25 protein-coding genes are annotated in these 22,853 nt (G+C 64.5%); 15 read left to right on the forward strand and 10 right to left on the reverse strand.

Annotation, left to right across the window (positions count from 1 at the left end; translation table 11 throughout):
• The first annotated feature begins 61 nt into the window (after positions 1 to 61).
• A complete protein-coding gene (locus AC5ZFO_RS12965; protein WP_282520132.1) occupies positions 62 to 295 on the forward strand; it encodes a DUF4926 domain-containing protein in 234 nt (77 codons plus the stop codon).
• An 8-nt stretch (positions 296 to 303) separates the two neighbouring features.
• On the opposite strand, the gene AC5ZFO_RS12970 is transcribed toward AC5ZFO_RS12965, so the two are convergent.
• Complete coding sequence (locus AC5ZFO_RS12970; RefSeq protein WP_282520131.1) at positions 304 to 978, reverse strand: Crp/Fnr family transcriptional regulator; 675 nt, start codon at positions 976 to 978, stop codon at positions 304 to 306.
• A gap of 246 nt (positions 979 to 1,224) precedes the next feature.
• Between AC5ZFO_RS12970 and AC5ZFO_RS12975 the strand changes: the two genes are divergently transcribed.
• From AC5ZFO_RS12975 to AC5ZFO_RS12985, 3 genes are all read left to right on the forward strand, one after another.
• Complete coding sequence (locus tag AC5ZFO_RS12975) at positions 1,225 to 3,279, forward strand: AsmA family protein (RefSeq protein ID WP_282520130.1); 2,055 nt, start codon at positions 1,225 to 1,227, stop codon at positions 3,277 to 3,279.
• Positions 3,280 to 3,526: 247 nt separating this feature from the next.
• Entirely contained in the window at positions 3,527 to 5,974 is a 2,448-nt protein-coding gene (locus AC5ZFO_RS12980) for an adenylate/guanylate cyclase domain-containing protein (RefSeq protein ID WP_282520129.1), read from the forward strand.
• 213 nt (positions 5,975 to 6,187) lie between these two features.
• Positions 6,188 to 7,054 (forward strand): hypothetical protein, encoded by an 867-nt coding sequence (locus AC5ZFO_RS12985; protein WP_308776715.1) that lies wholly within the window; start codon positions 6,188 to 6,190, stop codon positions 7,052 to 7,054.
• Here AC5ZFO_RS12985 and AC5ZFO_RS12990 read toward each other — a convergent pair whose 3' ends face one another.
• A complete protein-coding gene (locus AC5ZFO_RS12990; protein ID WP_282520516.1) occupies positions 7,055 to 8,326 on the reverse strand; it encodes a Spy/CpxP family protein refolding chaperone in 1,272 nt (423 codons plus the stop codon).
• Between the two features lie 141 nt (positions 8,327 to 8,467).
• Positions 8,468 to 9,493, reverse strand: coding sequence for a LysM peptidoglycan-binding domain-containing protein (locus AC5ZFO_RS12995; RefSeq protein ID WP_496122147.1), 1,026 nt, complete (start codon positions 9,491 to 9,493; stop codon positions 8,468 to 8,470).
• A 186-nt stretch (positions 9,494 to 9,679) separates the two neighbouring features.
• Here AC5ZFO_RS12995 and AC5ZFO_RS13000 point away from each other — a divergent pair, with 186 nt between their 5' ends.
• From AC5ZFO_RS13000 to AC5ZFO_RS13010, 3 genes are all read left to right on the forward strand, one after another.
• Positions 9,680 to 10,375 carry a hypothetical protein gene (locus AC5ZFO_RS13000; RefSeq protein ID WP_282520126.1) on the forward strand — a complete coding sequence of 232 codons (696 nt, stop codon included), beginning with the start codon at positions 9,680 to 9,682 and terminating at the stop codon, positions 10,373 to 10,375.
• Positions 10,376 to 10,533: 158 nt separating this feature from the next.
• Positions 10,534 to 13,197, forward strand: coding sequence for a bifunctional diguanylate cyclase/phosphodiesterase (locus tag AC5ZFO_RS13005; protein WP_282520125.1), 2,664 nt, complete (start codon positions 10,534 to 10,536; stop codon positions 13,195 to 13,197).
• A 284-nt stretch (positions 13,198 to 13,481) separates the two neighbouring features.
• On the forward strand, positions 13,482 to 13,880 hold the full coding sequence (locus AC5ZFO_RS13010; protein ID WP_282520124.1) for a hypothetical protein: 399 nt from the start codon (positions 13,482 to 13,484) through the stop codon (positions 13,878 to 13,880).
• Positions 13,881 to 14,871: 991 nt separating this feature from the next.
• On the opposite strand, the gene AC5ZFO_RS13015 is transcribed toward AC5ZFO_RS13010, so the two are convergent.
• Both AC5ZFO_RS13015 and AC5ZFO_RS13020 read right to left on the reverse strand, forming a co-directional pair.
• Positions 14,872 to 15,000: a hypothetical protein gene (locus AC5ZFO_RS13015; RefSeq protein ID WP_282520123.1), complete on the reverse strand. Its 129-nt coding sequence runs from the start codon at positions 14,998 to 15,000 to the stop codon at positions 14,872 to 14,874.
• A gap of 746 nt (positions 15,001 to 15,746) precedes the next feature.
• Complete coding sequence (locus tag AC5ZFO_RS13020) at positions 15,747 to 16,178, reverse strand: hypothetical protein (RefSeq protein WP_282520122.1); 432 nt, start codon at positions 16,176 to 16,178, stop codon at positions 15,747 to 15,749.
• A 50-nt stretch (positions 16,179 to 16,228) separates the two neighbouring features.
• On the opposite strand from AC5ZFO_RS13020, the gene AC5ZFO_RS13025 reads away from it, so the two are divergent.
• The gene (locus AC5ZFO_RS13025) at positions 16,229 to 16,498 is read left to right on the forward strand and encodes a hypothetical protein (protein ID WP_282520121.1); all 270 of its coding nucleotides are present in this window, start codon (positions 16,229 to 16,231) and stop codon (positions 16,496 to 16,498) included.
• A 139-nt stretch (positions 16,499 to 16,637) separates the two neighbouring features.
• Positions 16,638 to 17,672 carry a transglutaminase family protein gene (locus tag AC5ZFO_RS13030; protein WP_282520120.1) on the forward strand — a complete coding sequence of 345 codons (1,035 nt, stop codon included), beginning with the start codon at positions 16,638 to 16,640 and terminating at the stop codon, positions 17,670 to 17,672.
• Positions 17,673 to 17,813: 141 nt separating this feature from the next.
• Here AC5ZFO_RS13030 and AC5ZFO_RS13035 read toward each other — a convergent pair whose 3' ends face one another.
• Positions 17,814 to 18,329, reverse strand: coding sequence for a Spy/CpxP family protein refolding chaperone (locus AC5ZFO_RS13035; protein WP_282520119.1), 516 nt, complete (start codon positions 18,327 to 18,329; stop codon positions 17,814 to 17,816).
• A gap of 104 nt (positions 18,330 to 18,433) precedes the next feature.
• Here AC5ZFO_RS13035 and AC5ZFO_RS13040 point away from each other — a divergent pair, with 104 nt between their 5' ends.
• Complete coding sequence (locus AC5ZFO_RS13040) at positions 18,434 to 18,577, forward strand: hypothetical protein (protein WP_282520118.1); 144 nt, start codon at positions 18,434 to 18,436, stop codon at positions 18,575 to 18,577.
• 40 nt (positions 18,578 to 18,617) lie between these two features.
• On the opposite strand, the gene AC5ZFO_RS13045 is transcribed toward AC5ZFO_RS13040, so the two are convergent.
• Entirely contained in the window at positions 18,618 to 18,962 is a 345-nt protein-coding gene (locus AC5ZFO_RS13045) for a hypothetical protein (RefSeq protein ID WP_282520117.1), read from the reverse strand.
• A 348-nt stretch (positions 18,963 to 19,310) separates the two neighbouring features.
• Here AC5ZFO_RS13045 and AC5ZFO_RS13050 point away from each other — a divergent pair, with 348 nt between their 5' ends.
• From AC5ZFO_RS13050 to AC5ZFO_RS13060, 3 genes are all read left to right on the forward strand, one after another.
• Positions 19,311 to 19,577, forward strand: coding sequence for a hypothetical protein (locus AC5ZFO_RS13050; RefSeq protein ID WP_282520116.1), 267 nt, complete (start codon positions 19,311 to 19,313; stop codon positions 19,575 to 19,577).
• Positions 19,570 to 19,866 carry a hypothetical protein gene (locus tag AC5ZFO_RS13055; protein WP_282520115.1) on the forward strand — a complete coding sequence of 99 codons (297 nt, stop codon included), beginning with the start codon at positions 19,570 to 19,572 and terminating at the stop codon, positions 19,864 to 19,866. Before AC5ZFO_RS13050 ends, AC5ZFO_RS13055 begins: the two co-directional genes overlap by 8 nt.
• 118 nt (positions 19,867 to 19,984) lie before the next feature.
• Entirely contained in the window at positions 19,985 to 20,263 is a 279-nt protein-coding gene (locus AC5ZFO_RS13060) for a DUF1488 family protein (RefSeq protein WP_282520114.1), read from the forward strand.
• Here AC5ZFO_RS13060 and rpsU read toward each other — a convergent pair.
• The 3 genes from rpsU to AC5ZFO_RS13075 all read right to left on the reverse strand — a co-directional run bounded on the left by rpsU (position 20,253) and on the right by AC5ZFO_RS13075 (position 21,283).
• The gene (rpsU, locus tag AC5ZFO_RS13065) at positions 20,253 to 20,534 is read right to left on the reverse strand and encodes a 30S ribosomal protein S21 (RefSeq protein ID WP_282520113.1); all 282 of its coding nucleotides are present in this window, start codon (positions 20,532 to 20,534) and stop codon (positions 20,253 to 20,255) included. The two genes, AC5ZFO_RS13060 and rpsU, sit on opposite strands and share 11 nt — an antisense overlap.
• 352 nt (positions 20,535 to 20,886) lie before the next feature.
• Positions 20,887 to 21,009 (reverse strand): hypothetical protein, encoded by a 123-nt coding sequence (locus AC5ZFO_RS13070; protein ID WP_282520112.1) that lies wholly within the window; start codon positions 21,007 to 21,009, stop codon positions 20,887 to 20,889.
• Between the two features lie 88 nt (positions 21,010 to 21,097).
• Positions 21,098 to 21,283 carry a hypothetical protein gene (locus AC5ZFO_RS13075; protein WP_282520529.1) on the reverse strand — a complete coding sequence of 62 codons (186 nt, stop codon included), beginning with the start codon at positions 21,281 to 21,283 and terminating at the stop codon, positions 21,098 to 21,100.
• 130 nt (positions 21,284 to 21,413) lie between these two features.
• Between AC5ZFO_RS13075 and AC5ZFO_RS13080 the strand changes: the two genes are divergently transcribed.
• Complete coding sequence (locus AC5ZFO_RS13080) at positions 21,414 to 21,551, forward strand: hypothetical protein (protein ID WP_175627410.1); 138 nt, start codon at positions 21,414 to 21,416, stop codon at positions 21,549 to 21,551.
• Between the two features lie 124 nt (positions 21,552 to 21,675).
• Complete coding sequence (locus AC5ZFO_RS13085; RefSeq protein ID WP_282520111.1) at positions 21,676 to 22,806, forward strand: lactonase family protein; 1,131 nt, start codon at positions 21,676 to 21,678, stop codon at positions 22,804 to 22,806.
• The last annotated feature ends 47 nt before the right edge of the window (positions 22,807 to 22,853 follow it).

Consider the following 22,853-nt stretch of genomic DNA (forward strand, 5'->3'; position numbering starts at 1 on the left):
TTAGCTGGATCATACGAGCCGGCGACGACCGGCCGACATTCGTCACGTGTTGGGTGCTATGATGAGCGGAGCGAACAAAGAAGATCCGGCACCGGCGACACTGGATGTCGTCGCATTGCTGGCGAACCTTCCGGAGCACCGGTTGGCGCGAGGAAACGTCGGCACGATCGTCGAAGAGCTTGACGACAGCACGGTGCTCGTCGAATTCAGTGACGATGATGGGCGACCATATGCCGTCGCCCCGTGCCGACGATCAGAGCTGCTGACTTTGCACTATGTGCCGGAAGCAGCCTAGCTACCTCCCTACTCGTTCCGCGCGATCGCCGTCAGCTTGGTCATGTTCCGCAGCAGGATGCGACCGCGCTGGAGATCGAGGATCGCCTCCTTGCGCCAGGCCTGAAGCTGACGGTTGACGCTCTCGCGGGCCGCGCCGACGAAGATGCCGAGCTGCTCCTGCGAGATGTGGACCTCCGATCCGAAATCGGCGGCGAGCGCGCAGAGCCGCCGTGCGAGGCGAACCGGCAGCGGTTGCAGCATGGATTCTTCCATGCGCTCGCTCTGCCAGCGGATGCGCTGGCACAGCAGCGCGATGATCTTGATCGCGACCTTCGGCTCGCGTTCGAGGAAGCTGAGAAAATCTTCGCGCCGCAGCACGAACAGTTCACTGGCTTCGCCTGCGGTCGCATCCGCAGTGCGGCTCTGGCCGTCCAGCACCGCGACCTCGCCGAACAGGTCGCCCGGCCCCATGAAGTTCAGGGTCAGACGGCTGCCGTCGGAGGCGCCGGTCTCGATACGGACCTGGCCCCGGCGCACGCCGAACAGCGCGTCCCCCGCATCGCCCTTCTGGAACAGCAGCTCGCCATTCCCCAGATGCTGGGTGTGGCAGAGATTCGACAGCCGCTGGAGCTCGTCTGCGCCGAGATCGGCGAACATCGCGTTCATCTTCAGGATGACCGCAAATTCGGCCTGCTTGCTCATTTCAATGTCCTTGTGAATTCCCTTAGCCAGTTTCCCTGGCAAATCGCTTGGAACCATCAAATCAGGATCGCGTAAAACCGCGCCGGGGAAGTGTGTCATAAGTCACATAACTTTGCAGCACCCCCTGACTATTTTTACGTGCTTGGAGCCGCTTCCCGTCCGGGGATAAACTCAGGGCAAAGGACGGATGCATAGGACGGTCATCTGCGGGATTCGCCGCCGATTGTCCGCCGTTGGAAAGTCGACATGAGAGCAGTGAAATTCGCCGGCGCGGCGATAGCCGCCGTCATCATCGTGATCGGGCTTCTCCTCGTGATCGGGATTCCCTCGGGATTCCTGACCACGACGATTGCCTCGCGGGTCGAGAGCGCGACCGGTTACCGCCTGTCCATCGACGGCACCACGAAGATCAGCCTGTGGCCGACGCTGAACGTCACGCTCAACGATCTCACGCTTCAGGACCCGAAGGATCGCAGCGGCATCACGCGCCTGACGGTCGACAGCGTGCAGGCCGACATGTCGCTCGCGAGCGTATGGTCGGGCAGCCCGAAGATCAGCGAACTCGTCGTCACCCATCCCGTGCTCTACCAGCCGCTGCTGCGTGAGCGACTGCCGAATGCCGGTACCGCGTCGAAGCCGCTGGCGCTCGACACCGGTGGCGCGACCATCGATCGCGTCAAGGTCGTCGACGGTGAAGTCGCATTCGCGCGCGTGCGCGACCGTGTCGAGGGCCGCATCAGCGCCATCAACGCCGACGCCGTCGTTGGCCGCGACCGCAAGGTCGACATCGCCGGCACCGCGCGCGTTGGCGATCACCCGACCAAGTTCGACATCAAGGCGTCGACGCCGGCGCCGCCGGCCGACCGGCCGACCATTCCGGTGGATTTCGCCATCGACATGCCTGATGTGCTGAAGTCCCAGCTCACCGGCCATGCCGAGATGCGGCTGAGTGGCGATGTCGTGATGATCAACGGCGTGAACGGCAGGCTCGGCGACGGCGCCTTCAACGGCTGGGCCTCGGTCGACATTGCGAGCAAGCCCCTGGTCAAGGTCGATCTCGACTTCCAGCGGCTCGCGATTCCGGTGGCGAAATCGCCGGAGGGCACGTCGGGACAGCCCTGGAGCAATGCACCGATCGACGTGTCGGGGCTCAATTATGTCGACGCACAAATCAGGATCTCCGCGAACGAGGCCGTGATCGGCGATGCGCACCTCGCGCCGCTGGCGCTCGATGCGAAGCTCGCCGGCGGCGTGCTGAAGGCCGGCACCGCCAATCTCGGCGCTTATGACGGCCAGGTCTCGGGCGAGGTGATCCTGGATGCCACAAGCGGTGCGCCGAGCTTTGCCATGCATTCCGATCTCGTCGGCGTGAGTGCACTGCCGCTGCTCCAGGGCCTTGCCGAGTTCGATCGGATCGACGGCAAGCTGCAGGCCAAGCTCGCGCTGCGCAGCGCCGGCACCAGCCAGCGCGCGCTGATGGCGAACATGCAGGGCACGGCCTTCGTCAATTTCCAGGACGGCGCCATCCGCGGCATCAATATCGCGCAGATGATCCGTTCGCTGACATCGGGCACGCTGTCCGGCTGGCAGGACAGTGAGGCCCAGAGCACGGATCTGTCGCAACTCTCGGCGTCGTTCCGCATCGACAAGGGCCAGGCGGTGACGACCGATCTCAATCTGATCGGACCGCTGGTGCGCGTGACCGGCGCCGGCACCATCGCCCTCGACACCAAGATGATGGGTTTTCGCGTCGAGCCGAAGCTCGTGATGACCACCGAAGGCCAGGGCCGCACATCGGAGCCGGTCGGCTTCGGCATCCCCGTGATGATCCAGGGCAGCTGGTCGCAGCCGCGGATCTACCCAGACATGGCCGGCATGCTGGACAATCCGGACGCCGCCTATGCCAAGCTGCGCGAGATGGGCAAGGGCCTGTTCGGCCCTGACGGCGCCGGGCTCGGCAATCTCCTGGGCAGCCTCGGATTGGGCGGCGCCACTGCGCCGGGCGGCGGCAACGCGACCGGCAATGCCAATCCGCAAACCCAGCAGCCGGGACAGAGCAACCCGCTCGGCGGTCCGCTGGGCGAGGCGATCGGCAATTTGATCCAGCAGGGGCTTTCCAGCGGCGCGGGGACCAGCACTGGCACCGGCCGCAGCCGCGGCCTGCCGGCAACACCGTCCACCCCCGCTCCGCAGGCCTCTCCCGCGCCCCCGGCCCAGGCTCCGGTTCAAGACGACCCGCCCCTGGCGCAGCAGGACAGCCAGCCGATGAACGACGTGCTGCGACAGCTCTTTAATCGATGATTGGCCGACCAACGCACTGGACTCCACGCCAATCCTTACATCGGCCTCTCCGTCCGCCGCTTCCTCCAAAGGGATGAGGCCGCGACAATTCACGACCCTTCCAGCCCAGCCCGGCGTCGACCGCGGGTAACCACGCTGGCCGGTCGACCGGCCGCAGGACCGTCCCCTGACCCGAATTGTGGTAGAAGGGCGCCTGGACCGGTACGGCCCGTAGCGCCGGCGTCGATGACGGCGCGAGAGGATCTGGATGGCGGGAGCGAAAGACAAGACACGGTTTCTGCGCGAGGGCCTGTTCGCCAAATACGTCGTCTCCCTCGTCGGCCTCGTCGTGTTTGTCCTCGCCGTCAACGGCGCGATGGAGACCTGGATCTCCTATCGCGCCACCAAGACCCAGCTGACCGACGGGCTCGACGACAAGGCGCAAGGCGCCGCCCGGCGGATCGAGCAGTCGATCTCCGAGCTCGAGCGCCAGATCAGCTGGGTGACGCGGGCAAGCCAGGACACGCTCGAGAAGCGCCGCGCCGACTACGCCTCGCTGCTGCACCAGGTCTCGGTCGTCAATCAGCTGTTCCAGCTCAACGGCGAGGGACGCGAGGTGCTGCGCGTCTCGCGCCAGTCGACCACGACCGGCGGCAATGCCGACCTCTCCCGCGACATGCGCTTCACCGACACGGTTGCCCGCGGCGTCAGCTACGCGCCGGCCTGGTTCTCCGACCGGACGCCGATGATGTCGATCTCGGTGGCGCATTCCGGCTTCAATGCCGGCGTCACCGTGGCCGAGATCGACCTCAGCTTCCTCTCCGACTTCCTGTCCGACGCCCAGGTCGGCAAGGCCGCGTTCGCCTATGTGGTCGATCCGCGCGGCCGCGTGCTGGCGACGTCGTCGAAAGGACCCGATGTCGGCAAGGACCTGTCGAAACTGCCGCAGGTGGCATCCGCGATTGCGCCCGGCCGCGAGCCCGACACCTCAGGCACCGACTTCAACGGCCATGCGGTGATGAGCGCCGCCAGCACCGTGCCGAAGCTCGGCTGGAACGTGATGTTCGAGCAGCCGGCCACGCAGGCGTTGATGCCGATCCGCGACCAGCTCGTGCGCATCGCGCTCTTGATCGGCATGGGCCTGATGGTCGCGATCCTCGCCGGCACGCTGCTCGCCCGCCGCATGATCATCCCGATCACGGCGCTGCGCGACGGCGCGCACAAGCTCGGCGAAGGCGATTTCAGCCACCGCATCGACGTCCACACCTCCGACGAGCTGGAAGACCTCGCCGGCCAGTTCAACCGCATGGCCGGCCAGCTCCAGGAAACCTATTCGGACCTGGAGACCAAGGTCGAGGAGCGCACCCGCGATCTCGCGCAGTCGATCAACGAGCTCAAGGCGCTGGAAGAGGTCGGCCGTGCGGTCGCCTCCTCGCTCGATCTCAACGCCGTGCTGCCGACCATCGCGGCGCGCGCGATCGAGATCACCCATGCCGATGCGGTGCTGATCTACGGCTTCGATGCCGAGACGCGCCGCTTCAACCTGATCGAATCCAACGGCATCGACAAATCGGCCGACGGCGCGCATGTCACGATCCAGCAAGGCGCGAACATCCTGAGCGACGCCGCCGACAGCGGCGAGCCGATCGTCATTGCCGATCTCGACCGGGCCTCCGAGCAGCCGCTGCGCGACGTCGCGGTCGATGCCGGCTTCCACTCGGTGCTGGTGGTGCCGCTGGTGGACCAGCAGGGCACGCTCGGCTCGCTGGTGGTGCTGCGCCGGGCCGGCGGCGAGTTCGCCGGAAGCCTCACCGGCCTGATGCGCACCTTCGCCAACCAGGCCGTGCTGGCGATGCGCAACGCGCGGCTGTTCACCGAGGTCGATCACAAGGGCCGCGAGCTCGCCGCTGCGCATAACACCGTGCAGCAGCAGGCGGCGAAGCTCCAGGAGCAGACCGAGCAGCTTCGCAATTGGAACCGCTCCCTGGAAGAGCGCGTCGAGAAGCAGCTCGGCGAGATCAGCCGCATCAAGCGGCTCGAACGCTTTCTCGCGCCGCAGGTCGCCCAGCTCATCGCGTCGTCGGATGGTCATGACTCGCTGCTCGACAGCCATCGCCGCGAGGTCACCGTGGTGTTCTGCGATCTGCGCGGCTTCACCGCCTTCACCGAGGCGACCGAGCCGGAAGAGGCGATGAACGTGCTGCGCGAATATCACGCAGCGCTCGGCAAGCTGATCTTCAAATACGAGGGCACGCTCGACAAATATGCCGGCGACGGCGTGATGATCCTGTTCAACGCGCCGATCCAGTTCGAGGACCACACGCGGCGCGCGGTGCAGATGGCGGTGGAGATGCGCGACACGATCGGCCCGCTGACCGAGAAGTGGCGCAACCGCGGGCACACGCTCGGCTTCGGCATCGGCATCGCGCTCGGCTATGCCACGCTCGGCCAGGTCGGCTTCGAGCAACGGCTGGAATATGCCGCGATCGGCAGCGTCACCAACCTCGCCTCGCGTCTCTGCGACGAAGCCAAGGCCAACCAGATCGTGGTCAGCCGCCGCGTCTACGGCATCGTCGAGCCCTGGGTCGAAGCCCGCGCGCTCGACGACCTCGTGCTCAAGGGGTTCAACCACCCGGTGCTGGCGATGGAGATTTTGTCCTGGCGCGAGCAGGTGGAGAACGTGGTGGATGCGTCCGCCGCGCGCCGGCGAGGGTAGCCAGCAACATAATACGCGAAAACAACCCCATGCACAGTAGACGGGGACTGTCGGATCAATGACTTACGCGGGTGCCAGTGTGGTTTGACACGTCGGGCAAAACACCGACAGAATGGCATCATCTCCCACACCCCGCCCACGAACCACATCCGTCCTCCCCGCGACTAACCATCGCCTCGGCGTCGAGGCTCGATTTTGGATGGGAGACGACCTGTGGCGTTTGCCTTGCCTTCGCGCGCGTATGATTTGCAGATGCTGGACCGTCCCGCTGATCGCGCGCGCGATCAGGGTTGGGTCTATGGCCTGCCGCCGGGCATCACATCCGAACAATGGCCGCTCGATCCCGTCACCGGCTTTCCGCTGATGCACGGTTTTACGCTTCTGCTGCCGGACGATTATCGCGTGCATGGCGAGGACATCGTTGCGGTGTCGTTCTTCGCCACCGCGCCCGATCACAATGACGGCGGGGCGCCCGATGATCCCGAGATTCGCGAGGCCGTGGCGGCGCGACCAGCGCATCCCAGGCTTTCGCGCATGACCGACATTCTCGACTACGAATATGCCGCGTTGCTGCTGACCAAAGCCGAATATGCGGGCGCATTCGCGGCGCCGCCGGCACCGCTTCCGCTTGCGACAGCAGATCGGCCGCGCTGGCTCGACGTCGGCGGCGCCAGTGCCTTCTTCGAGGCCGCGGCGCCTTACGCGAGGAAGATGTTCGCCGGCTCCCCGCGCACCGATCTCAGCGAGACCCGCGCGATCGCGCTGGTGCCACGCGCGACCGATCCCAATGCCGGCAAGGGCCCGCAGGGCGAGCACACAAGGCAAAAACCGCCGACCGGTTATCAGCCCTACTATTATTATGTCGGCGGCGTGCCGAGCCGCGACAATTTCCGCCTGCACGACTGGGGCAAGGATCACGCGCACAACCATCTCGGCGGCACCATGCGGCCGTGCCAGGCGGTGCCGGAGATGAGCCCGTTCTACATCGAGTTCGAGGAATATTTCGGCGGCTACAATTTCGGCGGCGGCAATGCGCAGCTCGACTTCAGGGACATGAAGTTCGACTGGGCATGCGGCTGATCACACCCCGCGCTTCGGCCCGATCGCCTCGAAGCCGGCCTTCTGCTCGTCGCTCAAGTCTGCCTTGAAATCGTCGAGCGCGTCGGCGACGCCGTTCACCGCCTGCAGCATCGTCTCCAGCCGCGCCTTTACGGCCGTGAGGCGGGCCTGCGGCGTGGGCTCAGCCTTGGACGGGCATGCACTCAGTGTCTCCATGGTGCGGAGCGTGGTGTCCTGCAGCACCTCAAGCCGGGCGCGAGCGGTGTCGTCGAGCCTCAGCGTGGACGCGATCTCGCCGGCGGGCCATTGCTGCTGCACGAGCTGCTCGTATTGCCGCTGCGCCTGCACATCATAGCGGGGATCGTAGCCGGCCTCGCACGCGGCTGGCGCCTGCGCGTCCTTGCGCTGGCCGGCCGCAAGCGCGGCACGGCGCTCATTGGCCAGCGCGTCGAGCTTTGCCTTCCGGCCGGCATCGAGGAGATCGACGAATTTCGCGAGCGGCGGCGCGATTGCGTCCGTCGCCTTGATCATGGCCTCGAGGCGCGCGCGCATCAGGCCGAGGCGCTCCGAGGCGGCGGTCGCGGAGGCCTGCGTCGGGCAGGCCGTGCGAATGGTGCCGCGCGCAGCGACCCAGGCGGTCGCGAGCTCATCGAGCGCTGCGCGCTGCAATTCGTTCGGCTGCACCAGGGCGGCGATACGGTCGACCGGCAGGCCGCCGGTGTCGCTGGCATCGCAAACGGCCTCGACCGAAGGGACCTTTCGCGCGCGCCTGCCTTGCGGCGCCGTGTAGGCGGCGAACTCCGTGGCTGCATAGGGGGCGAAGATCGCGGCGTAGATGTCGCCATAGCCATAGAGCGAGAGGCTGGTCGTATCCCCCAGGATGATTGCGGTGGTGAGGTCGTCATGCGCGAACGGCCAGAACACCGGGCCCGCCCAGCCATAGCTGCCATCGGGGTGGCGCCACCAGCCCTGCGGGCGGCGGCCACCGTGCCAGCCCGACAGCGCAGCTTGCGCCGTCAGCGCCGCACGTAGGATGTAGGGGTTGGCCGGCTGGCCGCGCTCGGCACCGCGCGGATCCTGCGACCTCAACGCGGCGGAGCGGTAGCGGCCGCCCCTTACCGCCATGCGCGCGTGGCGCAGGCGCGACATGCCGATCACGTGGCCGACGGCAAAGCGCGCGACACCGAGCGGGCCGCCGCGGAATCCGAACTGCGCCTCGGCTTTATTCGGCAGCAGCACTGCCGCAATCATGAGAGCAGCGCCCGCCATCGCCAATCCCATGCGTCCGGACATGAAAGCGGACCTGACCACCTCGGCCTCCTCCCGGCGCCAAGCGCGCACTGGGTCGCATCACAATGACGCGCGGGGGAACCGAATGTTCCGGAGAGACGGAGGGAAAAGCGTCGCAACGCGCACCGCGTTGCCGATGCGGTCTCACTCCGCGTTCTGCGGCACCACAAAAGTCTGGCCGGGATAGATCAGGTTGGGGTTGTGGATCTTGCCGCGGTTGGCGTTGAAGATCACCGCGTAGCGGGAGCCGTCACCGTAAGCGAGCTTGCTGAGAGCCCACAGGCTGTCGCCGCGGGAGATGATCCGGTTGGCGCCTGCTTCTGCCGGTGCACCGCTGATGATTTCCGCCGGCGAGGCCGATGCAACGGTCGTGGCCGCGGGTGCCCGCGCCATGACCCTGGGCTTCGGTGCCCCGATCGATCTCGGCTGAGCCGCGGGCCTGTCATGCGCCGATGCCTGGCGCGCCGATGCCGACGGCAGGGATGCCACGACATCAGACTTGTCGTCGGGCTTCTCGGCCTGCTTCAGCTCCTGTCTCGCGACCGGCGCCGGGCGCGCGGGCGGCGGCGCGGCTTCAGCGATGATCACCGGCATGCTGCGGCCCGACTGGGTAACAGTACCGTCGGGCGCTTTCGCCCGCAGGGTCAGCTCATAGGAGCCGGCGGGAAGCTGCGACGGGGTCATCACAAACTGGCCCGAGGCATCGGCGACCACCGTGTCGAGCGGCTTGCCGTCGCGCAGCAGCTCGACCTGTGCACCCGGCGCGGCGCGACCCGCGATCACCGCCGCCTCGCCGTGATCGTCGACGCGCGCGACGTCGAACCGCGGGCCGGCATCGGTCGTGGCCGCCGGCGGCTTGGCCGGCACGAGATCGGCCAGCGCCGTGACCTGCTTCTGCGTCTCGGCCAGCGCATCCACCTTCGGCGCGGGGGCCGGGGGCGTCGATGGCGCAGGCGGCGCGCTGGCGGCGAGCTTTGGCTCGTCCAGCTTCGACTCTGGTTTGGCTTCGGCCTTGGTTTCGGGCTTTGCCTCCAGCTTGGCGCCGACGGCGGTCTCGGTCTGCGCGCCGCCCGGCAGCAGGCGGCGCAGCTCGGTGGGACCGATCACCAGCAGGGTGCCGCCCACCGCGAGCAGGCAGAATGCAATGAAGGCCTTGGAAGCGGTGATCATCAGACAATAAACCCTTGGGTCGCAAATTAACCGAGGCCGGCAAATTGCGCCGATTTGGCTGCGTCAGCAAGTCGATCATTGGGATGATGCACCTTTCGTTCCGGCACGCCCGGCGTGAACCGGCGGGGCGCCGAGGGCGTCAAATCACCGAGGCCGCATCGCGGTCATTCTTTAAGGATTTTTCCCGTGACCGCATTTTGCCGTCCCGCGCCATGGCTGGCGTTTGTCCTGACGCTCGTCGCCTCTCCGGCGCTCGCCGCATCCGGCCCGCCGCCGGACTACATCCTCACCGACAATGCCGGCCTCGCCTTCACCTCGCCCGATGGAGCCACCAAGATCGAGCAGTACATGAAGGACGGCGGCGATTGGGAGGTCAAATGGCAGGTCTGGGCTCGCCGCGGCGAGCAGATGACGGAGCTGAAGCCCGAGCAGGGCTACGGGGCCGGCTTCCGCTTCACCAGCGACTCGCAATGGCTGGTGCGGATGCAGAAGACCGGCTCGGGCGAGCAGGACCTCTATCTCTACCATGTCGAGAAGGGCGCCTTCGCGAACGCGACGAAGAAGCCGCTCAGCGATCTCGCCTGGGCCCATTTCTACGGCCGGCCGGAGACGAAGCGGTTCGCCAAGCTCGACTTCCACATCTCGGCCAATCTCATGGAGGGTACGGAAGAGGCCTATCGCTCGCTCGGCATGGACTGGCCCAACAACCGCTACCTCGTGATCTCGCTGTCGGGCGAATATGACAATCATCCCAAGAACGTCGCCATGAAGGGACTGGGCGGCTGGAAATGCCGCTATGATCTCGAGACCGGAAAGTTCGACGTGCCGGCGACGTTCGCCAAGGCCAATGCGGAAGCCTTGAGGTGGGAAATCCGTCGGTGATCCGCCGGAAGCGCGTCAGCGTAACCCCGGCCTGCGGAACTCCCGCCGATCGAGGGAAACCAACCCTCTGATTCCGTTCCGATTCATGTTTCCCTAACCCTTACTGGTAACGGGCTCTTGTCGGTTTTGCTGCATCTTGCATCCCACGGGAGGACTGGATGGGCACATCAATCCGATGGACCACGCGCATGCGCGTGTTGCTCCGCCGTTGGCAGGGCGCGCCGCTGACGTGGCTGATCGCCGGCGGCTTCGTGCTGATGGTCGCGATGGCCATCGGCACCGCGCTCACCGTCGATCGTTTCCGGCAAAATGCAATCGAGAGCGGCCGCGACAGCCTGGAAAACTCCGTGCGCATGCTCGCCCGGCATTTCGACCGCGAATTCGCCGACTTTGCGGTGCTCCAGAAGAGCGTCATCGCCGAGCTCGAAAGCCACGGCATCGCATCCGCCGATGTCTTCCGCAGCGAGATGGGTACGCTGGCCATGCACGAGGTGCTGCGCGCCAAAGCCAGCGGCTGGTCCGACGTCGCCGGCGCCAATGTGTTCGATTCCAGGGGCGTGCTGATCAACTCGTCGCGGCGTTGGCCGGTCGCCGATATTTCGGTCGCCGACCGCGACTACTTCAATCGCCTCAGGAACGATCCGGCCTCGCAGGAAGAGATCGAAGTCGTGCCCGGCCGGCTCGGCAATGGAGCTGCAATCGTCTTCGCACGGCGCGTCTCCGGTCCCCACGGCGAATTCCTCGGCATGGTGTCGCGGGGCATTTCGCCGGAGCAGCTCGAATCCTTCTTCGCCTCGGCCGGGCTCGGCGAGGAATCCTCGATCGCGATGCACCACCAGAATGGCCAGCTGCTCGCGCGCGTTCCGCATGTCGACGCGATGATCGGACAGAACTTTCGCAACGGCACGCGCGAGCAGATGGCGGTGTTCGAGCGCACCTTCGTCACGACGCAGCTCGCCAGCCCGATCGACGGCAAGGACCGCATCGTCGCCGCGCGCCTCCTGACCGGCGAGCCGCTGGTCGTGGTCGCAACCAAATCGCTGGACGCGACGCTGGCGACCTGGCGGACGCAGACAAAATTCTTCGTCGCCGTCGCCGTGCTGTCGATCGGCCTGCTCGTGCTCACTCTGTACCTGATCTTCCGCCAGATGACGCGCAGGCTCGCCGCGGAGAAGCAGCAGCTCGACACCGCGATGAACACCATGACGCAAGGCCTGTTGATGTTCGACCGGGACGAGCGGCTGATCGTCTGCAACCGGCGCTACATCGAGATGTACGGACTGTCGGCCGACGTTGTGAAGCCCGGCGCCTATTTCCGCGACGTGATCCAGCATCGCCATGACACCGGATCGTTCCACGGTGACGTCGCGACCTATTGCGACGACATTCTGAGCAATGCCGGGCGAACCCAGAGCGCCGTCGTCGAGACCGCGGACGGCCGCCTGATCGAGATCAAGAACCAGCCCGGCGCCGCCGGCGGCTGGCTCGCAACGCACGACGACGTCACCGAACGCATCCGCGCCGACGAGCGCATCGCGCATATGGCGCATTACGACGCGCTGACCGACCTGCCCAACCGCGTGCTGATGCGCGGCCATCTGGAACGCCGCATCGCGGAGCTTGCCCATGGCCAGCCGTTCGCGATCCTCTACATCGACGTCGACGAGTTCAAGGGCGTCAACGATTCGCTTGGCCACGAGGTTGGCGACGAGCTGCTTCGCCAGGTCGCCAACCGCCTGCGCGCCTGCGTCAGCGGCAACGATCTCGTCGCGCGCCTGGGCGGCGACGAATTCGCCATCGTCAAGGCCGGCACCAGCGACCGGGCCGAGCTGACGGCGCTTGCCGAAAACATCCTGAAAGCGCTGCGCACGCCCGTGGACTGCAAGGGCCAGGAGATCCCGACCGATGCCAGCATCGGCATCGCGATCGCGCCGGATCACGGCGACAATCTCGACGATCTGCTCAAGCGCGCCGATCTCGCGATGTATGCCGCGAAGTCCGAGGGCCGCCGCACCTTCCGCCTCTTCGTGCCCGAATACGACGCCAAGGCGCGGCTGCGCCGCCAGCTCGAGCTCGACCTGCGCCAGGCCCTCGCCCGCGGCGAATTCGAGGTGCATTACCAGCCGCTGGTCGATCTCGCGGCCAATGTGGTGAACGGCTGCGAGGCGCTGCTGCGCTGGCGCCATCCCGAGCGCGGCATGATCTCGCCCGCCGATTTCATTCCGGTCGCGGAAGAAACCGGACTGATCGGCGAGATCGGCGAATGGGTGCTGAAGCAGGCCTGCACCGAGGCCGCGAGCTGGCCCGGCGATATCCACGTCGCGGTCAACGTCTCGCCGGTGCAGTTCCGCGCCAGGACGCTGGCGCTCAAGGTTGCAGCCGCGCTCGCGGAGTCAGGACTTGCACCCGGACGGCTCGAGCTCGAGGTCACCGAGACCGTCCTCATTCGCGACGACGAGGAGGCGCTGACGATTCTCCAGCAGCTGCGCGAGCTCGGCGTGCGCATCGCGCTCGACGATTTCGGCACCGGCTATTCGTCGCTGAGCTATCTGCACCGCTTCCCGTTCGACAAGATCAAGATCGACCGCAGCTTCATCAGCGACATCGGCCAGTCCGAGGATTCGTCCCCGATCGTGCAGGCGGTGGTGCACATGGCGGCCGCCCGCCACATGGCGACGACGGCCGAAGGCGTCGAGACCGAAGCCCAGCGCGAGGTGCTGCGCCAGCTCGGATGCAGCCAGATGCAGGGCTGGCTGTTCAGCCCGGCCGTGCCGGCGGCGAAGCTGAGGCAGCTGTTATCGGCGCAGGCGGTGGCGGCTTAGCGCGGCGATATCATTCGGGCGCGACACGATTTCGCAACAAATCCTGTCGTGCCTGAAGCGATGCGCCAACCCACCTCAGCCTCGACGTAACACCGAGCAAACACACCAGAGAGCGCGACGCATCAACCTCTCTCGGCTGCCCCTTGCGCACGATTGCGTGCACAAATCCTTTAAGACACAATCTAACGTTCAGTCACGAGGCAGACCAAATTGATCCTTGTCAATGTCGGCGTCAACCGACAGGCTTCTTATGCAAAGGGGGACGACAGCATAGGAGCAAAACGATGAAGCAGACAGCTTTCAGAACTTTTGCAATTGCAACGTCGACTATCGCCTTTGCAGCACTGTTCACCGTTGACTGGTCTGAGCAACGCGGGATCTCGCTGTCAGTTGAGAGTGCCCAGGCGAGGCGGCTCTATGTCAGCCCGTATCCCTATAGTCACTACGTACCCGATCAAACCGGTCTGCCCTGGTACGCGGTGCGAACCTACTACGCTGGCGGCCCCTGGTGTGGGGCCGGCGGCGGGACCGGGTACGGGTACGGCACGACGGTTGGAGTCTTTGGGCGTGCTTCCTATACCTGCTACGACGGTTGGGATAGCTATGCGAAGCTCAACGGCATTGGTTGCACGCCCGGCACATTGATCAAGGGCGGCGACGGAATCATGTACGTCTGCCAGTAAGCACGCGGACTGCAACGAGAGGCGGCGCGATCGCCGCCTCTTTCAATTTGAAGGCGCTGTCCGTTCTCGCTTCACGGGCTCGGCTGGTTCGATCCGCACCATCGAAGAAAACTCGTCGGTAGCGTCAGAGCCTCTGCCTCATCCGAGGCTCGCAAGCCCCCTCGTCCAACTTTGATCTAGCGCAATGCCGCCCCGGCGGTGAGGCAGCATCTTTTCAGCATGGGGCAAGCCAGTCATGGAGCAAGTTCATGAGCCAGATGCTTCTAACAAAACTTGCAATTGCGGGCTCAACTGTCGCATGCGCGGCACTGTTCTCGTTTAGCTGGTCTGAACAACGCGGCGTCTCCTTGTCGGTGGAGAGTGCCCAAGCACGGGTTGGTCGACCGCTAACCCCAATGAGCGTTGCAGGTGTTGCTCGCCGACAAAACCGGCGGGCTGCGTACGGGTATGGTGCCGGCGTGGTCGGCGCCGGCGTCGCCGGCGCGGCCGCCGTAGGCACGGCTGCTGCAGTGGCGGCCACATCCCCCAACTGGGGATGGGGAGGCAGCCCTTACGATACAGGTGTCGACAACTATGGAGTTACGGGCGTGAGTCCCGACAGAGGTGGGCCTTCCTACGGTGGTGGAGCCTTGGGAGCTAATGCCTACTATCCTGCGTCCACAGCCAGCGACAGCAGTGGCTGGTACATAACGCCCGCCGGCATGGCCTGCACATCGGGGACTTTGGTCACAGGCGCCAACGGCTTGCCGTTCCGCTGTCCGTAAAACACAGACGAACGCCGGTGAAGCGGACAAGGACTTCGGCCCGTCAGGGTATCAGCGACGTTATGGCATCCTGATCTAAAGGGTCGCGCTAACAAGTGATTGTGCGCAAAGCAACGGAATTGGTTGCACGCCCGGCATACTGATCAAGGGCGGCGACGGAACCATGTAGGTCGGTCCGCAAGGAAACACGCAGCGACCAGGAGGCGGTCCAAACGGCCGCCTCCAGATCAAACTCTTCCTGGTCCTGCATGTGGATTGATGTTGCCTTCGAAAGGCACCAGCCTTGCTTTGCGTGATTTCAAAAGGAGAGTGACGATGATCAGGTTATTTGCTGTTGCAGGTTTTGCGTTAGCCATCGCGTCATCGACGCAGGCAATGCCACGCGCGCCGATTCATTCGGACGATCTCATCACGCAAGTCGCTGCCGGCTGCGGGCCAGGTAGGACAATGGTTGGCGGCGCGTGCGTAGCCAGAACCACAATCCGCCAGACCCGCCGGGACGTCCGCAGGTGCGTACGATGGAATGCAGGCGTTTGCGCGCTGTACCAGTGAACCACCATCGCGCTGGCATCTGATCGGCCTCCCGCAGTTCCAACGCGCGAAAAACTAGTTCGTCGCGTCGGCAGGAGTTAACACTGGCGAAGCTACGCAGGCGTCACCCGTTACCGCAGCTTCCCTTTCGGACAATGGCGCGAGCAGCAATTTCAAGCTCCTAATGAGTGACCGACCTCTCGCGTAAGTGTGCACCCGCAGGTCGGTTCGGTGGGCTCCAGAGCAGTACAGGTCGATCATGCTTGTCCGGGGATGGCGACAATTGTGTTCCCTGCGGGGCGAGCGCCCGCGCATCAATGTGCGCGCGTGGCTCACGGCGGGCTGCAAACCTCGTTCGTCAAATGAGTATTCTTCTGATCCGCTGACATCCCCAATCGTCATGGGTTGGATGATGAGCAATTTGCATCCGCCTGAGGACGATTGGCACGGCGTCACGGCTGTTTCGCTCCTCAAACCTGCGAGCAGCCTTGATGGAGAGACGAGGCTGTAAGCCCGTCATGCCTGGACTCTGCGGGCTTAGAGTTTGACAGGCCCTGAGGCCATGCGAGCGCTAGGCGATGAGATGCTTGCCCACGAAGTTCATGAGCAACATGACGATTATCAGTACACCCATCACCACCACCGCGACGTTGGCGACGCGCCGCAAAGGTCCGCCAAGGGGGTTCAACTCGATCAAGAAGCGCAATAGCCAAATCACGAGACCAACGACAACGATGTTGATGACCAGATAGATCAGACCTTCGAGCATGGCAGGCCTTCTCAAATCTCGGGCGGCATGCGCCGTTTCACCGCCTTCTGTCGAGGACGCACCTGCCTCGGAGAAGGCTTCGCTGCGTCGTGCTCCGCGGCTCAGCATAGCTCCGAGAGCACGAAGGCTCGGGATTATATCGTGCGCTATGCAGCTTTTGCCAAACTTCCGAATGGCAACCTCGTCCAAGATAGCTTCGCGCCGTTGATGTGGATCAAGCGACGCGTTCGCCATGGGGGAAGTCTCGGCAGGCAAGGCACACACTGACCACGAGGAGGCTCATGATGAAGCGGACTGGTGGAATGCGGGTCGCATTCGTAGCAATCGGGCTGGCATGCGGATTTGGCGCGATCAATTGGTCGGAGAGCGACGGCCTGTCGCTTATACAGGGCGCAGAAGCGAGGGTCGGACGACCGGCGACGCCGGTGAGCGTCGCAGGCGTTGCGCGCAGACAGACGCGACGGGCAGTCGTAGGGGGAGCTGCGGTCGGTGCGGCGGCCGCCGGTACAGCCTGTGTGCGCGTGCTGGTGAATGGCGCCTACGTGTGTCGCTGAGACACTTCCGGACCTCGAGTTCGATGTCGTGGTCCCGAGCAGCTTCACTCAGGCCTCGCAGCTCGTTCTGATCGCAGAGCCAACCGGCGCTCCACGGGCGCTTATTTGCCTGGATAGGCAACGACGCTGACGCATTCGCATGCGCAGCGAACACGAAAGCTGCTTTCGTCTCTTCAACCGCGCGAATCGAGCAGATGCCGCGCGGTATCGGAATGACGACATCGACCTGATGGCGCGCTCGCCCAGGAGTCATTCGATCAAGCTCGGAGGTGCGATGGGCATTCTCTTCGAGATCAAGCACACCACCACCTACAGCTATGCCAAGCCGGTGACGTTTGGCATGCATCGCGCAATGTTTTTGCCGAGACCCGGAACGGGGGGCCGTTTGCTGAGCTGGTCCGCAAGCACCAATCTTGGCTCTCGAATCCGCTGGATTAGCGACAGCCTTTCCAACAGCGTAGCCGAGATCGAGATCGAGGAGCCCGGCAGGGAGCTGACCTTTACGTTTCAGTTTCGGGGCATTCATTTCGGGGCCAAGGACGTGGGGCAGTTCGTGCTGGAGCGACGAGCCGAGCGAGCCCCTGTGCAGTACACGCCGGATGAGTGGAACGACCTCGCCGGCTTCATGCGCCCGCACACAGAGGACCTTGATCTCGCCCTCGCGGAGTGGGCCAGGAGCTTTGTCGTCAACGGCAAAACGATCGGCGCTCTCCAGCAGATGCTCGACGCCTTCCGCGACGAATTCACCTACCAGGCGCGGGAGGCGGAGGGGACCCTCCCACCCGCGCAAACTTTGCACTCAAGGTCCGGAACGTGCAGGGACTATGCGTGGCTCATGATCGAGGCGTTGCGCCGGCTTGGCTTCGCGGCCCGCTTTGTCAGCGGTTACATTTATGATGCGGCGCTCGATGGGGGCGAGATCGGGATGACCGGTTCGGGCGCCACCCACGCGTGGCTGCAGGTGTTCCTGCCCGGCGCCGGCTGGATGAACTACGATCCGACCAATCACATCAACGCCGGATTCGATCTCATCCCCGTCGCGCTCGCGCGGCACCCCGCTCAGGCCGTGCCCCTTTCGGGATCATGGTTCGGAAGCTCCGAGGACAGCCTCGGCATGTCAGTGCGCGTCGAGGTCCACAAACTGGGAGACGTCGCCGATCAATCCGAGGGTTAGTTCGAACGAACGCGGCCCCCCGACAGTCGCGCATATGGCCCGGGGATGTCGACCTTGGCAAAGGGGACATCCCCAGGCTTAAAGTTAATTAGCCGCGCAGGTCCAGACCGTCGCGCGGCGGGTATGGATCGACATCCTGCTTCAGTCCTCGTCCTCGGCCTGCGCACGACGTCGTTCCACGACATCGCTCATGTCATGAAGCACAAGGACCGCGAGGGCCCCCATGCGCTGCCTCTGTTCGGGACTGAGGGTCTTGTAGAGTGGCTGCCACGCCTCGGCGAGTTTATCCAGATCGGCGGATCGTTGAGCCAATGCCTCCGAGCGTCGTTGCAAGAAGGCGATGGGGTCACGATTACGCATGGTTTCGACGGCATTTTGGTCGGCCCGTCTACCCACTGTTTCCGAGATCTTTGCAACACGGGCCTTCCGATCTTCCGCCCTGGCACGAATGGCGCTCTCGACAGGCGGCCAGAGTTTTTCCTGGTCAGGTGTCAGCTGCAACGCGGCCTTGGTCAGATCGATCCGCATGTCCATCAATGTACTCCGGTCCACTGTGTTCAGCCGTTCCGGCGTCGCAGGGGACGGAGATTGCGCGTTGGCAATCGATGGTGCGGCAAGAAGGAGCGCAGCTGTTCCGATCACTACTATTTTCATCATCGGTGAACTCCTAGGTAAGCGGCCCCCAGGCACCACGCTAACAATGGTCGGCAACGCGACGTCGCATTGATTAAAATCAAGGGATTTGGGGAAAGAAAAGAATCGTGGCGCGCAAGCCGAGCGCGACCTGCGGCGAGATCAAGATCGACCGCAGCTTCTGCAGCCAGATGCAGGGCTGGCTGTTCAGCCCGGCCGTGCCTGCGGCCAAGTTGCGGCAGCTGCTGTCGGCGCAGGCGGCGGCGGCTTAGCGCGCGCACTTTTTCTCTGCGCCCTTGTGTCGGCGCCTCGCTACTTCTTCTTCGCCGGTCCGAAATCCGGTTGCCAGGCGGCTTCCTTGCGGCTCGGGGCCGCGGCGATCACCTTGGATTTTTCCTTCTTCGGCTTCTTGGTTTCGCGATTACTGCGTTGCTGGCCCTTTGCCATGTCGCTCTCCATTGGTGGTTTGAGCTCGTCGAGCTCATCCGATTGCAGCAGCCGTCCACGAGGGGTGCAGACCTTGACGTCCATGTAGCCTTCGCGCAGCAATTTTCGCGCGAGGCGCCGCGCGACCATCGCATTGCCGCGACCGAGATTGGAACTGCCGTATTCGTTGGTTCCACTGATCAGATACGGCACAATTGTTGCCCTAGCCATTGAGGATGCCGCCCGCGCAGACGAGAAGCAGAAGAAACAGCGGAACGATGACCGGCGGCACGATCCGATCCGCGATGCGAACTCGCGCCATCGAACGCTCCTGCGAAGCCTTCGGCGGGAGCACACGTGACCCTCAGTCACCGGTCGAAGTCGTTGAGACGTGCGGTGACGACCCTACGCCCGCACCGAGCCGATAGCGAGGGTTAAAATACCGCGCAAATGACGGCTGCGCCGTAACATCGTCGCTTGCCGGCGCGGCGACGATAGTGCTGGCTATTGCCGTGGCATGCGCGCATGGTCGTGACAGCCGGCACCGGTTGGGGCTTCACTTGCGAAAGGCAGGCGTGCATGACCATCCGCTCGCGGCGAGAAACCGTCACCTTCAGGCATCCGTTCCGCATCCGCGGCGTCGAGCGCATCTTGCCGGCCGGCGCCTATGACGTCGTCACTGACGAGGAGACGATCGAGGGCCTGACCTTCGCGGCCTATCGCCGCGTTGCCACGATGATCACCGTGCCTGCCGAAGGCCCCCGCGGCGCCATGGAGATGCTGTCGATCGGCTCGGTTGATCTTGCGAACGCGCAGGCCGCAGACGCGAGCGCGACCAATGACTGACCGCACCGTCGATCTCGACAAGCACCGCGGCATGGCCGCGCAGAAGGCGACCGACCTGCGCCGCGCGCTGGCCGAGGTCGAGGCCAATGTCAGGGAGCTGCGCGAGCGCGAGGCCGATCTCGAGAACCGCATGATGACGGTGCCCGCGACGTCCTGGCCGGAGGCGGCGGTGAAGGCGCGCCATCTGCTCAACCTCTATGCTGCGAGCCTGCCCGCCGAGGACACACGACACCGCGCGCTGGTGGCAGCGCTGTTTGACGATTTCGTCCGGCTGTCGGGGGATGAGTGAGGCAAACGACGGCCGCCTGCGGTCTCGACACGCGCCATGCTGCGGCCGACCGGGGATCGGGCGGCGATCATTTGAGGGGGCGATCGTGCCAAGAAGCAATCAGGTGACGGAGTAAACCATGACATTGACCAGCGGCCGCTTCATCAGCCACGAATACGATCGGATGATCGTCAGGTTCTCGATGCATGACGGCGCCAGGGAGATTCCTTGCGCAATCTCGACATCGGCGATGGACTACCTCGAGCCCAGCCCGCAGGTCAGGCCCGAGCAACGTGAAGCCCAGTTCACTCGCCTGCGCGATCGCATCGAAGCACGTGCGGCGAGCAAATATCGCGCGACGGAGTTCGAAGGCACGCCGCCCGGCATCGTGCTGCGAGGCATCGACTTCAGGCTATAGGGACCCGAGCCTTGACCTCCGGCAGGGGCGGCTTGCGCTCAAAAGGCTTCTTCTTCGGCGGCGCGGGCAGCAATCCTTCCCGGATTGCCTGCTTTCGCGCGAGCTTGCGGGCGCGCCGAACCGCGTCGGATTTCTCGCGAGTCTTTTTCTCCGAAGGCTTTTCGTAGGAACGCCGCTGCTTCATTTCCCGGAAGACGCCTTCGCGTTGCATCTTCTTCTTGAGAACACGGAGTGCCTGTTCGATATTGTTGTCTCTGACGAGTACCTGCATCGATCCTCCTCGCTTGGGGCTGCAAATGCGACACGCCCTGCATGCAGCCAATTGCGCAGGAGCTTCATTGCGATTTTGAGGATAGCGCTGCGACTTTGGTCGCCAGCTTCGGACAAGTCGATGCGCTTGTCACAGCGATGCAACTTCCTGCTGTCACGTGACCACTCTCGCGCGGCCCTGTCAATCGATAAAGCCTTGCCTGCAAAGCCTTGGCCACACGTCGACCGGATCGCGTGAAGCCTCGCGATCGAAGCGCCGCAGCTGCCGATGTGCCGGCAAGCCCTTGAGATCAAGCCTTTGAGATCAAGCCCTGGAGATCAAGCCCTGAAGATCGGGCCTCAGGCGCGGGCGCTCACTTCGACTGCTTTGCCGCCCGGATCTCGGCGAACTCGGCGTCGGGATGGGTGACGATGGTGGTGAACATGATGCCGCTGATGATGAGCGACCAAGCGGTGTTCCAATAGATCCAAAACACGTGCCAGCCTCCGGTTCGACCTCGTCCGCTTGCGGGATCAGCATAACGGCAAGGCGAGGCTGATGTTCCCGGCGCGCGAAATACGGCGCTATTTTTGTTTGGTCGCCGGCAGCGTGCGATCGGTTTGGCCGGTGTGGCGCTTTGCCACGACGTCCTCATCGCGCGGACCCTCGCGCGGGCGCGGCGGCGGCTTGGGCTGGCCTTTCTGGCCGCCATGCTTGCCGCCCATGTCGGGCTTGCCTTCGAGGTCGTTTTCACGGGGCATATGGGTCAATGCACTTCCGCGGCATTGGTTCGCAATGCCGATGCGATGTTGTGCCTGTGAACGAGTTCATAGGATCGTCGCCGTTTGCAGTGCACGATCATGCCCGGGCCCCGGGGGCTTCAAACGACGGATGGACCTGATGCGGAAGCGATTGGTCGCCTGGACCATTTTGACCTGCGCGCTGCTCGCGGTGGCCGTGTGGGGCCTGCTCGGGGCACCCAACACTGCGTCCGGCCCGCATCTGCCCTCCCGCAGCCAGACGGCCGCAGTGCGGTAGCCACCCGCGCGACCGATACAATTTCGGCATCGATCGATCCCAACTGGAATTTGGTACCGCGGCACGGCACCCGCTATCCTGCACGGCAAAACGACAAGGCCGTAACGCTGCAAGGAGGAGCCCCATGTCGAGACCGACACGCCGCATCGCGCCACGCGCTGCGACCGCCATCACAATCGCCTTCCTCACCCTCGTTCCTGGAGTCCGCCCCGGCATGGCCGAGACCTTCGCCTATGTCGGCAACGCCGACAGCAACGACATCAGCGTGTTCAAGCTGGCCGAGAGCGGCGAGATGACACCGGTGCAGACCGCCGCCTTCACCGGCGTCGACAAGCCCGGCTCCTCGACACCGCTCGCGATCACGCCCGACCACCGCGTGCTGATTGCCGGCGTGCGCTCGCAGCCATTCCTCGCGGTGAGCTTCGCGATCGATCCCAAGACGGGCCAGCTCAGCCATATCGGCAACGGACCGCTCGCCGACAGCATGGCGAACATCGCGGCCGACCGCGGCGGCAAATTCCTGTTCAGCGCCTCCTATGGCGGCAACAAGGTCGCGCTGAATCCACTCAGCCCGAACGGCGTCGTGGCCGAGCCGAAGCAGGTGATTCCGACCGGGCTGAATGCGCACGCCTTCCTGCCCTCGCCCGACAACCGCTTCGTGTTCGCGACCAATCTCGGTTCGGATCAGGTGCTGACCTTCGCGTTCGATGCGGTGGCGGGCACGCTGACGCCGAGCGATCCGCCGGTGACCAAGGTGCCGGAGAAATCGGGACCGCGACACTTCGTGTTCCACCCCAACGGCAAATTCGTCTATCTCGTCCATGAACTGAACGGCGACGTCGCGGCGTTCAGCTATGAGGCCAATAGCGGCGCCTGGGACGAGATCCAGCGCACCACCGCGCTGCCGGAAGGCTTTTCCGGCAAGGAGCCTGATAAAAAGCCCTGGGCCGCCGACATCCACATCACCCCGGACGGCCGCTTCCTCTACGCCTCCGAGCGCACCACCAACACGCTCGCCGGCTACAAGGTCGACGCAACAAGCGGCAAGCTGACCACGATCGGCAGCGTGCCGACGGAGAAGCAGCCGCGCGGCTTCCACATCGATCCGTCGGGGCGTTACCTCGCCGCGGTCGGCGAGCTCTCCGACAGCATGACGGTCTATGCGATCGACCAGAGCAGCGGCGCGCTCGCCAAGCTGAAATCCTATCCCACCGGCAAGAAGCCGAACTGGGTGGAGTTTTTGAGTTTGCCGTGAACTCACCCTCCCCTGGAGGGGGAGGGTAAGGGGCGGCGAACCTCTTG

The sequence above is a fragment of the Bradyrhizobium sp. Unk1 genome, from assembly GCF_059512345.1.

What these genes read in the sequence shown, in the direction of transcription:
- AC5ZFO_RS13050 (WP_282520116.1), top strand. Translation starts at nt 19,311, where the DNA reads ATGACCATCCGCTCGCGGCGAGAAACCGTCACCTTCAGGCATCCGTTC.
- AC5ZFO_RS13025 (WP_282520121.1), top strand. Translation starts at nt 16,229, where the DNA reads ATGAAGCGGACTGGTGGAATGCGGGTCGCATTCGTAGCAATCGGGCTG.
- AC5ZFO_RS13015 (WP_282520123.1), bottom strand. Translation starts at nt 15,000, where the DNA reads ATGGCTAACGCAAAACCTGCAACAGCAAATAACCTGATCATCGTCACT.
- AC5ZFO_RS12965 (WP_282520132.1), top strand. Translation starts at nt 62, where the DNA reads ATGAGCGGAGCGAACAAAGAAGATCCGGCACCGGCGACACTGGATGTC.
- AC5ZFO_RS13010 (WP_282520124.1), top strand. Translation starts at nt 13,482, where the DNA reads ATGAAGCAGACAGCTTTCAGAACTTTTGCAATTGCAACGTCGACTATC.
- rpsU (WP_282520113.1), bottom strand. Translation starts at nt 20,534, where the DNA reads ATGCAGGTACTCGTCAGAGACAACAATATCGAACAGGCACTCCGTGTT.
- AC5ZFO_RS13080 (WP_175627410.1), top strand. Translation starts at nt 21,414, where the DNA reads ATGCGGAAGCGATTGGTCGCCTGGACCATTTTGACCTGCGCGCTGCTC.
- AC5ZFO_RS12975 (WP_282520130.1), top strand. Translation starts at nt 1,225, where the DNA reads ATGAGAGCAGTGAAATTCGCCGGCGCGGCGATAGCCGCCGTCATCATC.
- AC5ZFO_RS12990 (WP_282520516.1), bottom strand. Translation starts at nt 8,326, where the DNA reads ATGTCCGGACGCATGGGATTGGCGATGGCGGGCGCTGCTCTCATGATT.
- AC5ZFO_RS13055 (WP_282520115.1), top strand. Translation starts at nt 19,570, where the DNA reads ATGACTGACCGCACCGTCGATCTCGACAAGCACCGCGGCATGGCCGCG.
- AC5ZFO_RS13005 (WP_282520125.1), top strand. Translation starts at nt 10,534, where the DNA reads ATGGGCACATCAATCCGATGGACCACGCGCATGCGCGTGTTGCTCCGC.
- AC5ZFO_RS13085 (WP_282520111.1), top strand. Translation starts at nt 21,676, where the DNA reads ATGTCGAGACCGACACGCCGCATCGCGCCACGCGCTGCGACCGCCATC.
- AC5ZFO_RS13045 (WP_282520117.1), bottom strand. Translation starts at nt 18,962, where the DNA reads ATGGCTAGGGCAACAATTGTGCCGTATCTGATCAGTGGAACCAACGAA.
- AC5ZFO_RS13035 (WP_282520119.1), bottom strand. Translation starts at nt 18,329, where the DNA reads ATGATGAAAATAGTAGTGATCGGAACAGCTGCGCTCCTTCTTGCCGCA.
- AC5ZFO_RS12980 (WP_282520129.1), top strand. Translation starts at nt 3,527, where the DNA reads ATGGCGGGAGCGAAAGACAAGACACGGTTTCTGCGCGAGGGCCTGTTC.
- AC5ZFO_RS13030 (WP_282520120.1), top strand. Translation starts at nt 16,638, where the DNA reads ATGCGCAGCGAACACGAAAGCTGCTTTCGTCTCTTCAACCGCGCGAAT.
- AC5ZFO_RS13060 (WP_282520114.1), top strand. Translation starts at nt 19,985, where the DNA reads ATGACATTGACCAGCGGCCGCTTCATCAGCCACGAATACGATCGGATG.
- AC5ZFO_RS12995 (WP_496122147.1), bottom strand. Translation starts at nt 9,493, where the DNA reads ATGATCACCGCTTCCAAGGCCTTCATTGCATTCTGCCTGCTCGCGGTG.
- AC5ZFO_RS12970 (WP_282520131.1), bottom strand. Translation starts at nt 978, where the DNA reads ATGAGCAAGCAGGCCGAATTTGCGGTCATCCTGAAGATGAACGCGATG.
- AC5ZFO_RS13020 (WP_282520122.1), bottom strand. Translation starts at nt 16,178, where the DNA reads ATGGCGAACGCGTCGCTTGATCCACATCAACGGCGCGAAGCTATCTTG.